The sequence below is a fragment of the Turicibacter sanguinis genome (assembly GCF_013046825.1).
GTDB classification, from domain to species: domain Bacteria; phylum Bacillota_I; class Bacilli_A; order MOL361; family Turicibacteraceae; genus Turicibacter; species Turicibacter sanguinis.
Genome location: NZ_CP053187.1, coordinates 757,243 through 775,244 on the forward strand (window position 1 = coordinate 757,243; position 18,002 = coordinate 775,244).

Here is an 18,002-nt window from a genome sequence, read left to right on the forward strand (position 1 = left end):
ATAATAAATTCCTTCTGTGTATAACTCTTTTACAAATTAAAATACTAGTTAATATATAATAAATATTCACCCTCATATATCAACTAAATTTTTATGTAAGAAATTATATGAAAACGTAAATAAAATGAGTGATTAATAAAGAAAATAGATTTTTTTTCTTGTCGAAGAGAAGTTAAATTTGTAAAATAGGAAAGTAATACTTTATATCTGATATCTTTTAAAAACAAAAAATATTATGGAGGGCACAATATGCAACAACCACGTATGTTATCAGCAAAAGAAATTGCGAATGAAGTCGTTGAAGTAAGTAAATACAAAGTATCTAGAAAAAATAGTGTTGTTTTAATTTCTGGTATGCTAGCTGGATTATTTATCGGCTTAGGATATACAGTTTATTTACTAGTTTATGGTCAAATGTCAGACCCTTATGTAGGTAAAGTTGTCGGTTCATTCTTATTCCCAATTGCTTTAATTTTAATTTTATTAACGGGAGCAGATTTATTTACTGGAAATACATTAATTGCTAAAGCATGCTTTAAAAAAGAAGTTAAAGTAAGTGCTTATATTAAGAATTTAGTACTAGTTTGGGTCGGTAACCTATTAGGTATTTTATGTGCTATTGGATTACTATACGGGGCTCGTTTATTTACAAATGGTGTTAGTCCAACGGTTGCAGAAAATATTATGCATATTGCTGAAGTAAAAATTCATACACTTTCAACATCAGAAGTTTTCTTCCGTGCAATTTTATGTAATATCTTAATTGCCGGTGGTGTATATGTATCTTATGCAGCTAAAGATGTAACAGGAAAAGTTTTATTAAATGTTATCGTTGTTGCAGTCTTTGCTTTAATGGGTGTAGAACACTGTATTGCTAATATGTTTGTTTTAGGAATGGGAAAAGTTTTAGGTGCTGATATTACGTTTGGTGGTATTGGATGGAATTTATTCATTGCTACTATCGGGAATATTGTTGGTGGATTTATCATTGCTATTCCATATTACTTTAACTTTATTCACGCATATAAAAAACAACAAGTATAAAAAAAATAAAAACACTGAATTTCAGTGTTTTTATTTTTTTTATTTTATTCCATTGATTTTGAATATAGAGATACATCTTTTTATAAATTATAAACTGTCTTTACTCTTTGTTGTAATGTTTCGCTATTAGGCATAATTTTAGCCTCTCCTGCGATAAATAAATAACGATATAAAATTTCAGGAACCAATTTTAATTCCTCTTCAGATAAAATATTTGGTAAAATTTCACGACATGCTGTTTCTACATGATCTGCTGTCCAATAATCCGGAAATTCATTAAAATTTCCAAGCATAACAATATGAAACAACTCCACAATATTTGAAAATTGAGCTTGAACTTCTTTTGACATATCTCTAGATAGTGAATCAGAATTTAAAATAGTCTTACAAATCTCTCGAATTGTTTGCATCATGACATCAACTTGATTTAGAGAATCTTCATCAAAGTCATAATTTTCATCTTCTGTAGAATCAATTAAATCGTCCATAAATTCATGAGCAGCTTCTAAATAATCTACTTTCAAAATCGGTATTTTAGTTTTCTTACAAAAGTCAGCAAATACATCAATAACTTCTTGATGATCTGAGACTAAACAAGCAGGTCTAAATTTTAAATCTCTACTTAATGTTCTTGCAAATTTTGATAAAACTTCATCATAACTTTCTCGACTCGAATCCGTCATCTCAGCTAGAACTAATTGCTTTGAATCTTTATCTAAAATCGCTGTAATCATTGGAAAAAATCCTCTGGCACTAGGTTTTGTTTGAACGGGGTCAGGCAATAAAAACTGAGTGACTTCAAACACCATATCATACTGTGGTAACTTCATAATACGGTACGCTTCTAATTCATTATGATATGTAATTTGCAAATCAGAAATTTGTTCCAAAAATAAATTCATTGAAACTTTAATCGTATTCCACTCAGCTTGTTCATTTTGAACACGGATAAAAATTTGATCACCAGTTGCGTTAATTTGATTCGTCTGAATGAGGTTAGCTAACTGAGTTGCTTGCTCAAGTGCTGTGGCTAAAAAACGGCATTGCCATCCATCCTCAAGCTCAGCTGGTAAAAATCCTGCTTTATAATCTCGAAACTGTGGCCATTCCTTAGTACCTTTAAATTTTAAACCTAATGCTTTGATTTGTTCAATATCTTTATCAGATAACTGACTTCTATCTTCAAAGCTAGAAACTAAACAAGTTTGTCCCCATAATGTTTTAAAATAATTTGGGTGCCACAGCTCATCATCACTTAATTCTAACATCTGTAAATACCCTTTCAATCCTTCTATCCCTAAATAAACATTCAAAGCTAAATGTTTTCCTTTTTGGCCCAAAATACAGCAAAATCCAGTCAAATTAGTTTCCGGATCTTGCACCGCAAATAATTGATGCTCCGTCATAAAATTCCATGGACTAAAACATTTAAAATCCATAGATGCTTGATATAATCGGCTCCATTCAGTAACAGTTGGCATCCTACTCCTCCTTATTAATCGTTTAAATTATTATGGTAAAATAAGGTTTTTGTTACACATAAAAGTATAATTTTTATTTCAAAAAAAATTAGAATGCACTATTCTTGACCATCTTTTTTGAATTTTGTTAAAGTAAGATTAGAAATAAATTAAAAATATCACAATATATAAATATAGATATAGTTCATACTACTTATAGGAATAATTCCGTAATTTATTTCAAATTTGACTGTTGGAGGGTAATGTATGATTCAGACTGTAGCCTTAAATAATGATGTTCATTGGTTAGGAATTCTTGACCCAAATCTTGATGTCTTTGATATCATCATGGAGACAAAATACGGAACAACTTATAACTCTTATTTAGTTAACACAACTGAAGGAGCAATTCTAATTGAAACAGTAAAAGAAAAATTCTTTGATTCATATTTAGAAAAAATTAAAGAAACAATTGGGGACTTAGAAAATATTAAGTACATTATCACCAATCATACAGAACCAGATCATGCTGGTTCAATTGGACGTTTAGTAAAACTTCTTCCTAATATTACAGTTATCGGTTCGAAAACGGCCATTACTTATTTAAAAGATTTAATCAATATGGATTTTAACTATTTAACAGCCGAAAGTCTAAAAACTTTCACACTGGGAAATAAAACATTTGATTTCATCCCTGCTCCATTTTTACATTGGCCAGACTCAATGTACTCTTATTTAAAAACAGATAATATTTTATTTACTTGTGACTCATTCGGATCACATTATAGCCCGAAACATGGCATTAAATTATCTGAAGTACCAGAAAGCGAGGAAGCGAACTACCAAGATGCCCTACTTTATTACTACACGGCTATCTTTTCACCATTCAAACCTTATGTCTTAAAAGCAATTGATAAAATCAAAAATTTAAAAATCGAAATGATTTGTAATGGACATGGCCCTGTGCTTGATACTCGCATTGATGAAATCATTAATACATACAAAACATGGTCAACGGCACCACAAAAAGCCCATCATAAAAAAGTAGTCGTCCCTTATGTATCAGCTTATGGTTATACTGGGGAACTTGCCGAAGCTATCGTCAAAGGAATCCAAGAAGTAGACCCATCTATCGACGTTGTAATGTATAACTTAGATATCTTAAATTATCCACAGAAAAAAGATGAAATCTTAGCAGCATTCGCTGATGCAGATGGGATTTTATTCGGAACATGTACAATCAATGGAGACGCACTTCCTATCATTTGGGACTTAGCAATCAATTTAAATCCAATCGTTCACGGTGGAAAAGTGGTATCATGCTTTGGATCTTATGGTTGGAGCGGTGAAGGTGTGGATAATATTATGGACCGTCTACATCAATTACGTATGAAAGTATTAGATGGATTCAAAATTAAATTCCGTGCATCGGATCGCGAAACAAAAGATGCTATCGATTATGGTAAATTATTTGCTAAATGCTTAATCGAAGGAAAAGTTCCTGCTCGAAAAAAAGCCGGAGCTACAAATACAGAAGACTTAAATCCAAGTGGAAAAGTTGTTTTATGGCGTTGCGTCATCTGTGGAGAAGTTTATCCTGGTGTATTACCTCCTGAAGTTTGTCCTGCTTGTGGAGTTGGTGCTGACTTATTCGAGCAATATGAAGAAGAAGTTATCACATTCAATTCAACTAAAGAAGAAAACTTCGTTATCGTTGGTAGTGGTGTAGCAGCAGTAAGTGCTGCAAATGCAATCCGTGCTCGTAATGAGGTAGCATCTATTACATTAATCAGTAAAGAAGCAAGCTATCCATACTACCGCCCTGCTTTATCTGATTTAATTGTTAAAGATGTACCGACTGAAGAATTCTACTTAAATCCTGAAGCGTATTACGCTGAAAAAAATATCACATTAAAATTAAGTACAACTGTTGAGTCATTAGATGCTACTAACAAATCACTTGTATTATCTGATGGAATTACAATGTCTTACGATAAATTAATCTTAGCAACTGGATCATCTAACTTTATCCCACCTATCAAAGGAGCAAATGCAGAAGGTGTGTTCAGCATTAAAGATAAAGAAGATGCATTAGCGTTACGTGAATACGCTAAAGGAAAATCTAAAGCTGTTATTATTGGTGGTGGAGTTTTAGGACTTGAAGCAGCTGATGCGTTACAAGAACTTGGATTACAAATCACAGTTATTGAAGCAGCCCCACGCATTATGCCACGTCAATTAGAAGAATCTGCATCAGCATTCATGCAAAATATTTTAGCTACTAAAAACATTAACCTAATTACTGAAGCATCTGCTCAAGAAATTGTAGCAAACAGCAATAAAGTAACAGGTGTTAAAGTTAACAATGAATTAATTGAAGCAGATTTAGTCGTTATCAGCGTTGGAGTTCGTGCAAATACAGGGTTAGCTGTGTCTGCTAACATTACTGTTGATCGTGGAATCGTTGTTAACGAAAACATGCAAACATCAGTTGCTGACATTTATGCTTGTGGTGATGTAGCACAGTTTGAAGGTATTTCAACAAACCTTTGGGCCCCAGCCATTGAACAAGGTAAAGTTGCCGGTACTAATGCTGTTGGTGATGTGGCAACATTCGCTAATCAAGTTGAACCATTATCATTAATTGCCTTTGATACAGAAATGTTCTCAGTGGGAACATATCCAACAGAAAACATGGAATCTTACCAAGTGATGATGGATTCAAATCCAGCAACAGGATTATTCAAAAAATTATACTTCAAAGATAATCACTTAGTTTATGGTGTCTTATTCAAAGATATCTCTAAAGCAAATGTTGTATTAAATGGAGTTCGTCAAGGTCATGACTATCAGACAGTGATGAGCAAAATGTTTAACTAATAAATAAAAAGACTCTAGAACCTCATCGTCCTAGAGTCTTTTTATTACTATTTATTGATGCAGTATAGTGACTTATTATTTTTCATCAATTTTTCTTAAAATCCTAATATAATTTTTTAATATATCCTCACCTTGACATAATAATCTGAAATTTATTTTACCCCACCGTACAATTCCTTTTTTCTTTAGTCATTATAAATGTTAGTAAACTTCATTTAAAAATTTTAATAATAAAAAAAGAGCCGCTTGGCTCTTTTTTTATTATTAAAATTTGCTTTCATAGTCATAGATTGTACGTAAAATAGCTTCCATATCATGTACCATTGGCATTCTTGGATTAGCTGGTGTACATTGGTCCTCGTAAGCATTCATTGCCATACGATGTACTGATTCTTCCCAAGCATCAGCATCAATTCCTTGAGATTTAATATTACAAGGAACTCCAACTTTTTTACATAACTCTTCGCAGGCATCTGCAAACATCTCTACCCCTTCAGCTGGAGTTTTTGGATTTAATCCAATTAATTGAGCTAACTCCATGTATTTAATATCTGCTTTATAATTTTCAATTTTTGGCCAGATATTTAATTTTGTTGGAATCGTTCCGTTATAGCGGATTACGTGTGGTAATAAGATTCCGTTTGTACGTCCATGAGGAACGTGCCATTCTCCACCGATTTTGTGGGCTAATGAGTGATTCATTCCAAGGAATGCGTTGGCAAATGCCATCCCTGCAATCGTTCCAGCATTATGCATTTTTTCTCGTGCTTCAGGATCATTTTTTCCATTCTTAACTGAACGTTCTAAATAATCGAACACTAATTTAACAGCTTGTTTTGCTAATCCATCTGTAAAATCAGACGCTAAAATTGAAACATATGCTTCAATCGCATGTGTTAAAACATCAATTCCCGTATCAGAAGCAATCGATGCTGGCATACTCATTGCGAATTCTGGATCAACAATGGCAACAGTTGGCGTTAATGAATAGTCCGTTAATGGATATTTTTTATTAGCCGCTTTGTCTGTAATAACCGCAAATGGAGTTACTTCAGATCCCGTTCCAGATGTCGTTGGGATACAAATTAAGCTTGCTTTTTTACCGAGCTCTGGGAATTTAAAGGCACGTTTTCTAATATCCATGAATTTTTGTTTAATATCATCAAAGTTTACTTCAGGATGTTCATACATTAGCCACATAACTTTTGCAGCATCCATTGAAGATCCTCCACCTAATGCGATAATCGTATCAGGTTGGAATTTTCTCATTAATTCAACACCTTCATTAACTGTGTCGATACTTGGATCTGGTTCTACATCAAAGAATAATTCTAAATCAACTTTATTACGACGTCTTCTAATCACATCTTCAATTTTTGCAACGTAACCAAGATTATACATTCCTCTATCCGTGATAATCATGGCTTTTTCCATTTCCTTCATATCTCTTAAATATTTAATTGAATTTTTTTCAAAATAAACTTTAGGAGGAAGCTTTACCCATTGCATATTATTGTTACGGCGCCCGATGCGTTTAATATTTAGCAAGTTAATTGCACTCACGTTGTTAGAGACCGAATTGTGCCCATAAGATCCGCACCCTAAAGTCAAAGAAGGAATGAACGCATTATATACTGAACCAATCCCACCAAATGTCGATGGTGCATTTTCAATCACACGAATAGCTTTACATTTTAATCCAAATTGAACTGTAATATCATGATCTTGCGTATGAATCGCAGCTGAATGTCCAAGCCCGTTAAATTCAACCATTGCTGCCGATTTTTCGATTCCATCTTCCGTAGACGTCGCTTTTAACACCGCTAAAACTGGGGATAACTTTTCGCGTGTTAAAGGCTCGTTAGGTCCTACTTCTTGGCACTCAGCACAAATAATTTGAGTATCTTCAGGCACAACAAATCCAGCTTGCTGTGCAATCCATGTCACAGGTTTACCAACTACAGCAGGATTTAAGTGAGCATCATTTACATGATCACTATAAGCCGTGCATCCAAACATATAATTTTCTAATTTTGCTTTCTCTTCTTCATTAGCAAAATAAACTTTAAAACGGCACATTTCATCTTTAAAATCTTGATAAATTTCTTCATCAACAATGGCTGCTTGCTCAGAAGCACAAATCATTCCATTATCAAATGACTTAGATAACACGATATCATTGACTGCACGTTTTAATACACAAGTTTTCTCAACATAGGCTGGCACATTTCCTGCCCCTACCCCAAGTGCTGGTTTTCCACATGAATAGGCGGCTTTAACCATCGCGTTACCACCTGTTGCTAAAATCGTTGCAATTCCTTTATGATTCATCAATGCAGATGTAGCGTACATTGAACGCATTCCTAACCATTGAATACAATCCTCAGGTGCTCCAGCAGCAATCGCCGCATCACGGATGACAGTCGCTGCTTGAACAGAACATTCATAAGCAGATGGATGGAATGAGAAAATAATTGGATTTCGTGTTTTTAATGCAATTAATGATTTAAAAATAACCGTAGACGTTGGATTTGTTGTTGGAATAATTCCACAAATCACTCCGACAGGTTCTGCAATTTCAGTAATTCCAGTTAGCGGATCTTCACTAATAATCCCCACTGTTTTTAAATGACGGAGGTTGCTCGTTACATACTCACAGGCAAATAAGTTTTTAACTGCCTTATCTTCAAAAACTCCACGCCCAGTTTCTTTAACAGCTGCTTCAGCTAACACACCATGTTGATCAAGCCCTGCAACTGAACATTTCGCTACAATATAATCCACAGTTTCTTGATTGAAAGATTCAAATTTTTCTAAAGCTACTAGTGCCTTTTGAACTAACTCATCGACATGAACATCAATTTCTTCATTAGTCCATTCCATCTTTTGTTCACTCATTATTCAAATTCCTCCCCATTTAAAATTTATATCTTATGCTACTACTATCCTTAGTATCAACAAGTCCTATATACTAAGCTCGATTCTTAAAATCTAAGAATCTATCTTACTGTCTATACAGATGTATTATAAAATTTCAAAAATTATTCCTGATTAATTCACTTTCTTATAGAAAAACGTTTTACTTTTTTTTATATTTAAATATTTTTTGTCTAAGGTACTATTCCTATGCTCATAACAAATATAATGATATGATTTCCATAATAAGGATGAAAAGAGGGATTGAAATGAAAAAGGTATTAGCAATCGTATTACTGTTTGTTACAATACTAGCTGGCTGTTCATCAAATGAAGTTGATTTACTATTCTCAAACTTTGATGAAAAGTTGGTAAATAAAGATTTTGAAGGGTTATATCTTTTACTGAGTAGTGAATCACAGGCTGCCATCACCCAAGAAGAGTTTGTCACAAGATATAATAATATCTATTCTGGAATTGAGGCTAGCAACTTAAAAACTGAGATGGGAGAAATCGATACTGAAAATGAAGTAATCCCCTTCTCACTAACAATGGATACCGTAGCTGGAAACTTCTCGTCATCTGACTATGAACTTCCATATATCAAAGAAAATGGGGAATTAAAAATTTTATGGTCTGAAGCCTTAATCTTTCCGATGATGGAAAGTGGTGATAAAGTTCGCGTCGTGACGAAAAGTTCAACGCGCGGGAGTATTTTAGATCGAAACGGTGAAGCGTTAGCATCTGATGGAACATTAAAAATCATCGGAATTCATCCTGCTGAGTTTGACGATAATAATCGAGAAAGTAAAATTTCAGAGCTTGCTACCCTACTCGATATTGACGAAGATACCATTATAAAAAAACTAGACGCAAACTCAAATCCTGATTACTTTGTTCCAATTGTTACGGTTCTTCCTGGAACTTCACTTATACAATTTTTAAGTAATCGAGAACATGAAGGAATTTTAATTCGAAATACCCAAGGTCGAATCTATAAAAATGAAGAAGCGTTTGGCCGATTATTAGGGTATATTGGTGAAATTACAGCTGAACAATTAGAAGCGGACGAAGAAGGCATTTATACAAGAAATTCTTTAATTGGAAAAGCAGGACTTGAACAAGTTTATGAAGAAACGTTACGTGGAATTGATGGAATGGAAGTTTATATTGAACGAGATGGAACAAATATCGAAACCATTGCTTTAACAGAAGCTCGAAATGGATCTGATATCAAACTTTCAATTGATCCAAATTTACAGGTAAAAATTTATGAAACAATGAATGGTGAGAAAGGTTCAGCCACAGCTGTTGATCCAACAACAGGAGAAATTTTAGCTTTAGTTAGCTCACCTTCTTACAACTCAAATCGTTATACGACTTACATGACAAACAGTGAGAAACAACGTCGCGAAGCCATTAATTATGCAGATGAAGCCAATCGCTTCACTACCCTCTACTCACCTGGATCTACATTTAAATTAATTACTGCGGCAACTGGGCTTGAAAATGGAACTCTTGATCCCCAGGAAATCAAAACAATTGAAGGCTCAGAGTGGCAAAAAGAAAGTTCTTGGGGAAATTACAAAATTCACCGTATCAACGGGCAAACGCAAGTAAGTTTAAAAGAGGCTGTTAAATATTCAGACAATATCTACTTCGCCATGAATGCACTAGCTATTGGAAGTGATGCCTTCATTAAAGGAGCAGAAAAGTTTACAATCGGAACAGAATTAAATATTGGTTATCCCCTTAACACAAGTCAAGTCTCTAATAGTGGAGCACTAAGTAGCGATATCTTGCTTGCCGATAGTGGTTATGGACAAGGACAAGTGATGGTTACAACTTTAAACATGGCACTCGCTTACAGTATGCTATCAAATAACGGAAATATCATGAATCCAAACTTGGTATTAAATGACTCAACAACTCCTACAATCTTAAAAGAATCTATTGTTTCAACTGATCATTTAACGATTCTACAAGACGTCTTTTCTGCAGCTGTTGAAGATAGTGATGGAACCGGTCATCTAGCTAAAATCGATGGTGTAAAACTTGCTGGAAAAACAGGTACAGCTGAAATCAAACAATCTCAAGGTGAAACTGGAAGTGAAAATGGATGGTTCGTTGCAACTGACTTAGATAACTCAAAAATATCAATAGCCGTTGTCGTTGAAGATGTTCAAAACGGTCTTGGGACACTAGGCGTTGTTTCAATGGTCGGAGATATTTTAAAAGCATACTTAAAATAAAGACAAAAAAGCTTAGAAAACCTCACATAGGTAATCTAAGCTTTTTATTATTTTCACTCCACTCACTTACTTAACACGGTATGAACCTGTTGCAACAACCTCTATTTTTTCAATATATGGCTCTTTACGGCATTCGAGGATTTTGATTATTAGATTATCCGTAACTATTGGCTCAAAAATTGCAATTTTTGAAAAACCAATGATTGTCCCCTCATATATTTTATTTTTATCGGAATAAATAAAAAAACGCTCAACTCGCTGAGATTTTGTTGTATCTTCTGAAATCCGTATACGGTCAACAGACTGCTTTTCAAAGGTCATTTTTATGTTAAAGCCATCAGTAGAACGTTCAATCTTCACATTATCTATTACTAAGTCATCTTCTTTTTTTATCCACTGTCCCATTTCACGCAAACGTTCAATATCCCTCTCATCAAGCAAACCATTTTTATCAGGAGGAATGTTCAATAGCATAAGCGAGTTATTCCCGGCAGAATTATAATAGATTTTCATCAGATGATGAAGCGACTTAGGACTTTGCGTTAAGTGATAAAACCATCCTTCACGAATTGAAACATCTACCTCAGCAGGATACCACATAAATTCATCAAAATGACTTAAGAATTCACGTGATCCCATATCAGGCAACATAATATCTTGGCAACGCTGTTGAAATTTCTTCATATCATGGTCTGTCTGACAATTTGCTACAAAATTCTGTTGTTCATATTGAAATTTTGGAACGACATTCCATTCACTTTCACGAGTTTTTCCACTTTCATTCCCTATCCAACGAACATCAGGAGCACAACCGGACATCACAATATCAGGTTGTAATTCAATTGCTGTAGTCCAAATACGTTCAAAATCATATTTTTGAACTGGCTTACCATCTTCTTTGGCACCACATGCACCATCTAACCAAAGCATAAATATTTCACCGTAATTAGTTAATAGTTCTGTTAACTGTTTGATATAAAAATCATTATACTCAGGAGTTCCATAACAATCTGCATTTCTATCCCACGGAGAAAGATAAACCCCGAATTTAAGTCCATATTTTTTACAGCTATTCGCAACCTCCTGTACCACATCTCCCTCACCGTTTTTATAAGGACTATTTTTAATTGAGTGCTCTGTTGTTTGGGTTGGCCACAAACAAAATCCATCATGGTGCTTGCAAGTTAAGATAATCCCTTTCATTCCCGCATCAGCAATCGCACGACACCACTGATCCGTATCTTGATTTTTAGGATTAAATAAACTTTCTTCCTCCCTGCCATTTCCCCATTCTTTATCCGTAAACGTGTTGATACCGTAATGAATGAAGGCATAGTATTTCATTTCCTGAATGATGAGCTGACGATGATTGGGAACTATACTAGTATACATGTCCAATCTGTGATCCAAAGTAATCTCCCCTTATAAAATATTAGAATCATCTTAATAGTACTGCCATATAACGTATTGTTGAAAGTGTAAAAATTCAAGAATAACTCGTTATTTTACTGTATTTAAAACTAAAAAATGTACGCTATGGAATAGACTTTTTACATTGTCTATCCTATAGCGTACATACTAATTTCTTTTATAACAGTCTTTTAATATCTTCTACAATCAAATCTTCTCTTAGGCGGTATCGTTCATATAATAGGTTAATATCCTCACGATCCGTAAATTCTTTTGTTGCACCGTAATTTAAAACTTTGATCTCTTTATCCGCGTAGAATCTTGAGATTTTTTCACCAAATCCACCATCAAGAACACCGTCTTCTAGTGTCACGATTATCTGATGATTAGCTAATAATTGTGTCAGTAAAGCTTCGTCAATTCCACTAGCAAAACGAGGATTGATTAACGTTGCCTCGATACCTGTTATAGATTTTAACTTTTCTTGAACGTTTTGACCTAATGTATAAAATGAGCCTAATGCTAAAATAGCAACCTTGCTTCCATCATTCATTTTTTGATAACAATTTAGTTGACTGAAGTTAGGTGCAACCTCTTCTTTTGTCGAAATAACAGGACCTCCAGGTACTCGCACCACAACCGGATGCTCATTTTGTTCAAGTCCCCATTCTACCATGGCTAGATATTCTTCCTTAGTCGTAGGAGCTAGATAAACGATATTTGGAATATTTGAGACAAGCGCAATATCAAATACACCTAAATGAGTAACATCAGCCGAAGAAATTCCGCTACCAAATACTAAAATCAGCGCAGGATTATTATTGATGGCTAAATCTTGAGACAATTGGTCATATGTTCGTTGAATGAATGAGCTGTAAAGACCAAGAACAGGTTTTGCACCTTGAGAGGCTAATCCTGATGCTAGCGCAACGGCATGTTCTTCTGCAATTCCAACATCCATAAATTGTTCAGGGAATTCATATCTAAACTTATTTAATCCTACAACCCCTGGTGTTCCAGCTGTAATCGCAATGACTTTTTCATCTGTTTTAGCTTTCTCACATAAGAAATTATCTATAATTTGACCATAGTTTTCACCATTGAAACTGTAAAGTTGTTTCCCCGTCTCTAAATTAAACGGTCCTACATAATGGAAACCTTCTTTATTTGATTCTGATGGTTTATATCCTTTTCCTTTGACCGTATACATATGAATGACAACAGGTTTCTCGGTATCTTTTACTTCTGAGAATACATTAATTAAAGCATCAATATCATGACCATTTGGAACAAAGCGATAATCAAATCCAAGTGATTTAAAGAAGTTATTTTCACAGGTTCCATTCGATTGACGAAGTTCAGCTAAGTTTTTATATAAACCACCATGGTTGACAGCAATCGACATATCATTATCATTTACTAAGATAATCATATTTTTACCTGAGGCAGCAGCATTATTTAAACCTTCATAGGCTTCACCACCACTTAACGAACCATCTCCAATAACTGCAATAATATTTTCTTTTTCACCTTTAACATCGCGCGCTTTGGCAAGACCGCACGCCAAACTAATAGAAGTCGAGGTATGACCTACTGTAAAGAAATCATGTTCACTTTCTTTAGGTGAGCTATATCCTGTAATTGATGCAAATTGCTCAGGATCAATAAATCCATGTTTTCTTCCTGTTAAAATTTTATGTGGGTAACATTGATGTGAGACATCATATACAATTTTATCCACAGGTGAATTAAAAACATAATGCATTGCAATCGTTGCCTCTACCATTCCTAGATTCGGACCAAAATGCCCGCCTGTTTGACTCACCTTTTCTATAATAACTTGTCTAATTTCATCCGCTAATAATGGTAAGTCTTCCTGATTAAGCGCCTTTAAATCTTTCGGGGAATTTATACGATTTAAAATATTTAACTCCATTTAATTTCCTCCTTTATGTTTTCCTCAATCTCGAAGAATTTAGTTAATAAACAATGATTTACATCCCTGTCTTATCCTATTTTACTTTGAACCCTCTACAAAGAAAGTATCACCTATTCTTAACTTTAATATCCATCTGAAAGAGAGTATAACACCTGAAGTAAACTCTAACGCAATAGTGAAAATTAAATTTTTCAAAATAAGAAAAAGCTCCCTATAATAAGGAGCTTTTCGTTAATCTATTGTTTCTTTAACAGGCTTCTCTTCACTAACATAAGAATCTACCACATTTTCAAATTTCTTTATTTCTTCAATCATTAAGGTAGATGACGTTTGGTATTCTTTTTTCCCTGATAGACATCTCCTTCTTCTTTATACGCTATTTAAACCCTTTTATCAACTATCAACTTTGCATATCCTTTAAATAACTAAATTTGCTCTTCTAATAGTAGAACTTCAATCTCTTTATCAGGCCAATACCCCCACGATTCAACAATTTTACCATTAACAACTTTAAAGTTTTCCAATGCTTCAAAGCTGATTGTTTTATGTGTTGCACTAATTCCCATATACTCGCCAATATGTTTAGCCTCGTACCGAACTCTCGTTGCCACCTGTTCATTTTCTGCAAAAACGTCTAGTATTTCTATCTTAAGATTATCAAATATGTTAGCAATAATTTTTAAAATATTAACTGCATCATGATTACTTCTAGCTGACGCTGGACTATGATCAATATAATCTTCACTTAAAATTTTTAAGACATACTCATAATTCTTCTTCACATACCCTTCAATAAAAAAAGCGATGACTATTTCTTTTTCACTCATTTACAACTTCAACTCCTCTCCTTCTTTATAAATTTATGTACTTAAAATTGATTCTTTACTTCTTAATTTATTATTTATTCCTTATAAAAAAAGCTTGGAAAAACTTTAAAATAAAGGTTCTCCAAGCTTTCTAATATTATTCCCACTCAATTGTTGCAGGCGGTTTAGATGTAATGTCATACACTACGCGGTTAACGTGTGCGACTTCGTTTACGATACGAACAGAGATTTTTTGTAAAACATCAAATGGGATACGTGCCCAATCTGAAGTCATACCATCAATTGACGTTACGGCACGAACAACAACCGTATGGTCATATGTACGCTCATCTCCCATTACCCCAACTGATTTAATGTTAGGTAACGCAGTGAAATATTGCCATACATCGCGTTCAAGTCCTGCTTTTTTGATTTCTTCACGTAAAATGAAATCTGACTCACGAACGATTTCTAATTTCTCTTCTGTCACTTCACCTAAAACACGAATTCCAAGACCAGGTCCAGGGAATGGTTGACGGAAGACAATTTCTTCTGGTAATCCAAGCTCAAGTCCTAATTGACGAACTTCATCTTTGAATAAAGTGTTCAGCGGTTCAATTAATTCGAACTCCATATCTTCAGGTAATCCCCCTACGTTATGGTGTGATTTAATTGTTTGAGCTGTATCAGTACCAGATTCAATAATATCTGTATAAAGAGTTCCTTGTGCTAAGAACTTCATGTCTTTTAATTTAGCAGATTCTTCATCAAAGCAATAAACAAACTCATTACCAATAATTTTACGTTTTTGCTCAGGATCAGAAACACCTTTTAATTTATTTAAGAAACGTTCTTGTGCATCAATTTTGATGAAGTTCATATTGAATTTTCCATCAAATGTTTCAACAACACTTTCCGCTTCTCCTTTACGAAGTAATCCATGATCAACGAACATACATGTTAATTGATCTCCGATAGCACGGTGAATTAATGCTGCAACAACAGATGAATCAACCCCACCACTTAAGGCACATAATACATTTTCAGATCCAACTTGAGCGCGGATTTTTTCTACTTGCTCATCAATGAAGTTTTTCATTGACCAGTTAGCCTCTGCACCACAAACATTAAAGATAAAGTTCTTTAAAATTTGTGAACCATACACTGAGTGTTGTACTTCAGGATGGAATTGAACTAAATAAATGTTACGTTCTTCATTTGAAGCTGCTGCAATTGGACATGAATCGCTGCTAGCATCAACAACAAATCCTTCTGGTAACTTTGTTACATGATAACCATGACTCATCCATACCACTTGTTCTTGTGGCATATCTTGATATAATTTATTCACATTTTTAATTGTGATTTCTGCTTTTCCATACTCACGTTGTTCAGCACGTTCTACTACTCCACCGTGCATATGAGTTGTTAATTGCATTCCGTAGCAAATCCCTAAAATCGGTAATCCTAAGTTAAAGATTTCAGGATCAACTGTAAATGCACCTTCTTGTGTGACACTATTAGGACTTCCACTGAAGATAATTCCTTTAACATTTGGCATTTGCTTGATTTCTGCTGCCGTTAACTTATGTGATTTTAATTCACTATATACTCCGAATTCACGAATACGGCGAGTAATTAACTGATTATATTGACTACCAAAGTCTAATACAATAACCTCATCATGTTGCATATGTCCTTCACCTCTTTTTACTAGTTTGTTTTTTGCTTCGATATTTTATAGGATGACCGCCTAAAAATTTCTTATTTAAGATTATATAGTAAAAAATGAACTTTTGTCACCCTCATTATGACAAAATGTTCATTTTTTCTACTATAAGTTACTTACTGCATGATGAAATGTAATAGGAAAATAACTGCTAATCCCCACATAACTGGATGAACTTCTTTAGAACGACGTGCTGCTACCATCATGATTGGATATAATAAGAACCCTGATGCAATCCCTTCAGCGATTGAATATCCAAGTACCATCATAATAATAGTTACGAATGCTGGAATTGATGTCTCGATGTTTTTCCACTCAATGTCACCTAAAGAAGAAGCCATTAAAATACCTACAACAATTAAGGCTGGTGCTGTTACAGCTGAAGTAACAACTGATAATAAGCCTGAGCAGAATAACATAATTAAGAAACATAATGCAGTAAAGACTGAAGTTAATCCAGTACGTCCACCCGCTTCAACTCCTGTTAATGATTCAACGAAAGAAGTTGTTGAAGATGTTCCTAAAACGGCACCAACAACAGTAGCAGTTGAATCGGCAAGTAATGCTTTATCTCCATCTACTAAATGACCTTTTTCATCTACTAAACCTGCACGTGCTCCAACAGCCATTAAAGTTCCCGCCGTATCAAAGAAATCGACGAATAAGAATGAGAAAATAACTGGAATCATTTCTACTGTGAAAATACTTGGTAAGGCTTCAAATAATGCACCAAATGTTGGTTTTAAAGAAGGAACTGATGCAATAATTTGCGTTGGTAATTCAACCACACCTAAAATCATTCCGACAACAGCTGTCACAATCATACCAATAAAGATAGCTGCTGGTGTTTTACGAACTAATAAAATTAACGTTACAACTAATCCAATTACTGTAATTAATACATTTGGATCTGTGAAATCTCCGATTCCAACTAATGTTGCATCGTTATTAACGATGATTCCTGAATTTTGGAATCCTAAAAAAGCAATGAAAAATCCGATTCCTGTTCCAACAGCATGTTTTAACGATGTTGGAATACTATTAATAATTAATTCACGTAACCCAGTTGCTGATAAAATAATGAATAAAATTCCTGAGATAAAAATACCTGCTAAAGCTTGTTGCCAGCTATATCCCATCATTAAAACAACGGTATAAGAGAAGAATGCATTCATTCCCATCCCTGGAGCAAGTGCTACTGGGAAGTTAGCGAATAATCCCATAATTAATGTTCCAATAGATGCTGCTAAAATTGTTGCTGTAAAGACAGCGCCTGTATCCATTCCCGCAGCTCCAAGTGTATTTGGATTAACGAAAATGATGTACGCCATTGATAAGAATGTTGTAACTCCGGCAATAAATTCTTTTGAAACAGTTGTGCCACGTTCTTCTAATTTGAAGAATTTGTTCATGTCGGTACTCCTCCCAATTCTTCTCCTTCTCTCGGCTCGTAAATTAAAAAGGTAAGTATCACGGATCTATCTAATTTCCTACTCCAATGAACAAAGATAGAATGTCCTCCCCCGTAATACTTACCTAAAAAACAAAAGGGACTTCCAGCTAAAA

At 34.3% G+C, this 18,002-nt stretch carries 10 protein-coding genes; 3 read left to right on the top strand and 7 right to left on the bottom strand.

Annotated features, from left to right (window positions below):
• The first annotated feature begins 249 nt into the window (after nt 1-249).
• Nucleotides 250-1,044 carry a formate/nitrite transporter family protein gene (locus tag HLK68_RS03770; protein ID WP_006785124.1) on the top strand — a complete coding sequence of 265 codons (795 nt, stop codon included), beginning with the start codon at nt 250-252 and terminating at the stop codon, nt 1,042-1,044.
• Nucleotides 1,045-1,124: 80 nt separating this feature from the next.
• On the opposite strand, the gene HLK68_RS03775 is transcribed toward HLK68_RS03770, so the two are convergent.
• Complete coding sequence (locus HLK68_RS03775) at nt 1,125-2,525, bottom strand: DUF7309 domain-containing protein (protein WP_006785260.1); 1,401 nt, start codon at nt 2,523-2,525, stop codon at nt 1,125-1,127.
• Between the two features lie 246 nt (nt 2,526-2,771).
• On the opposite strand from HLK68_RS03775, the gene HLK68_RS03780 reads away from it, so the two are divergent.
• The gene (locus HLK68_RS03780; protein ID WP_006785261.1) at nt 2,772-5,384 is read left to right on the top strand and encodes an FAD-dependent oxidoreductase; all 2,613 of its coding nucleotides are present in this window, start codon (nt 2,772-2,774) and stop codon (nt 5,382-5,384) included.
• A 264-nt stretch (nt 5,385-5,648) separates the two neighbouring features.
• Here the strand turns inward: HLK68_RS03780 and adhE are convergent, their stop codons facing one another.
• Nucleotides 5,649-8,282 (bottom strand): bifunctional acetaldehyde-CoA/alcohol dehydrogenase, encoded by a 2,634-nt coding sequence (gene adhE / locus HLK68_RS03785; RefSeq protein ID WP_006783704.1) that lies wholly within the window; start codon nt 8,280-8,282, stop codon nt 5,649-5,651.
• A 287-nt stretch (nt 8,283-8,569) separates the two neighbouring features.
• On the opposite strand from adhE, the gene HLK68_RS03790 reads away from it, so the two are divergent.
• Nucleotides 8,570-10,552 carry a penicillin-binding transpeptidase domain-containing protein gene (locus tag HLK68_RS03790; protein WP_238843635.1) on the top strand — a complete coding sequence of 661 codons (1,983 nt, stop codon included), beginning with the start codon at nt 8,570-8,572 and terminating at the stop codon, nt 10,550-10,552.
• Nucleotides 10,553-10,618: 66 nt separating this feature from the next.
• Here HLK68_RS03790 and HLK68_RS03795 read toward each other — a convergent pair whose 3' ends face one another.
• The 5 genes from HLK68_RS03795 to HLK68_RS03815 form a co-directional block, all read right to left on the bottom strand.
• On the bottom strand, nt 10,619-11,962 hold the full coding sequence (locus tag HLK68_RS03795) for an alpha-L-fucosidase (protein WP_229040128.1): 1,344 nt from the start codon (nt 11,960-11,962) through the stop codon (nt 10,619-10,621).
• A gap of 178 nt (nt 11,963-12,140) precedes the next feature.
• Nucleotides 12,141-13,898: a 1-deoxy-D-xylulose-5-phosphate synthase gene (locus HLK68_RS03800; protein ID WP_009606891.1), complete on the bottom strand. Its 1,758-nt coding sequence runs from the start codon at nt 13,896-13,898 to the stop codon at nt 12,141-12,143.
• A 428-nt stretch (nt 13,899-14,326) separates the two neighbouring features.
• The gene (locus HLK68_RS03805) at nt 14,327-14,728 is read right to left on the bottom strand and encodes an ester cyclase (RefSeq protein ID WP_129821382.1); all 402 of its coding nucleotides are present in this window, start codon (nt 14,726-14,728) and stop codon (nt 14,327-14,329) included.
• Between the two features lie 136 nt (nt 14,729-14,864).
• Entirely contained in the window at nt 14,865-16,400 is a 1,536-nt protein-coding gene (guaA, locus tag HLK68_RS03810) for a glutamine-hydrolyzing GMP synthase (RefSeq protein ID WP_009606881.1), read from the bottom strand.
• 152 nt (nt 16,401-16,552) lie between these two features.
• Nucleotides 16,553-17,848 carry an NCS2 family permease gene (locus tag HLK68_RS03815; RefSeq protein WP_006783698.1) on the bottom strand — a complete coding sequence of 432 codons (1,296 nt, stop codon included), beginning with the start codon at nt 17,846-17,848 and terminating at the stop codon, nt 16,553-16,555.
• Between the last annotated feature and the right edge of the window lie 154 nt (nt 17,849-18,002).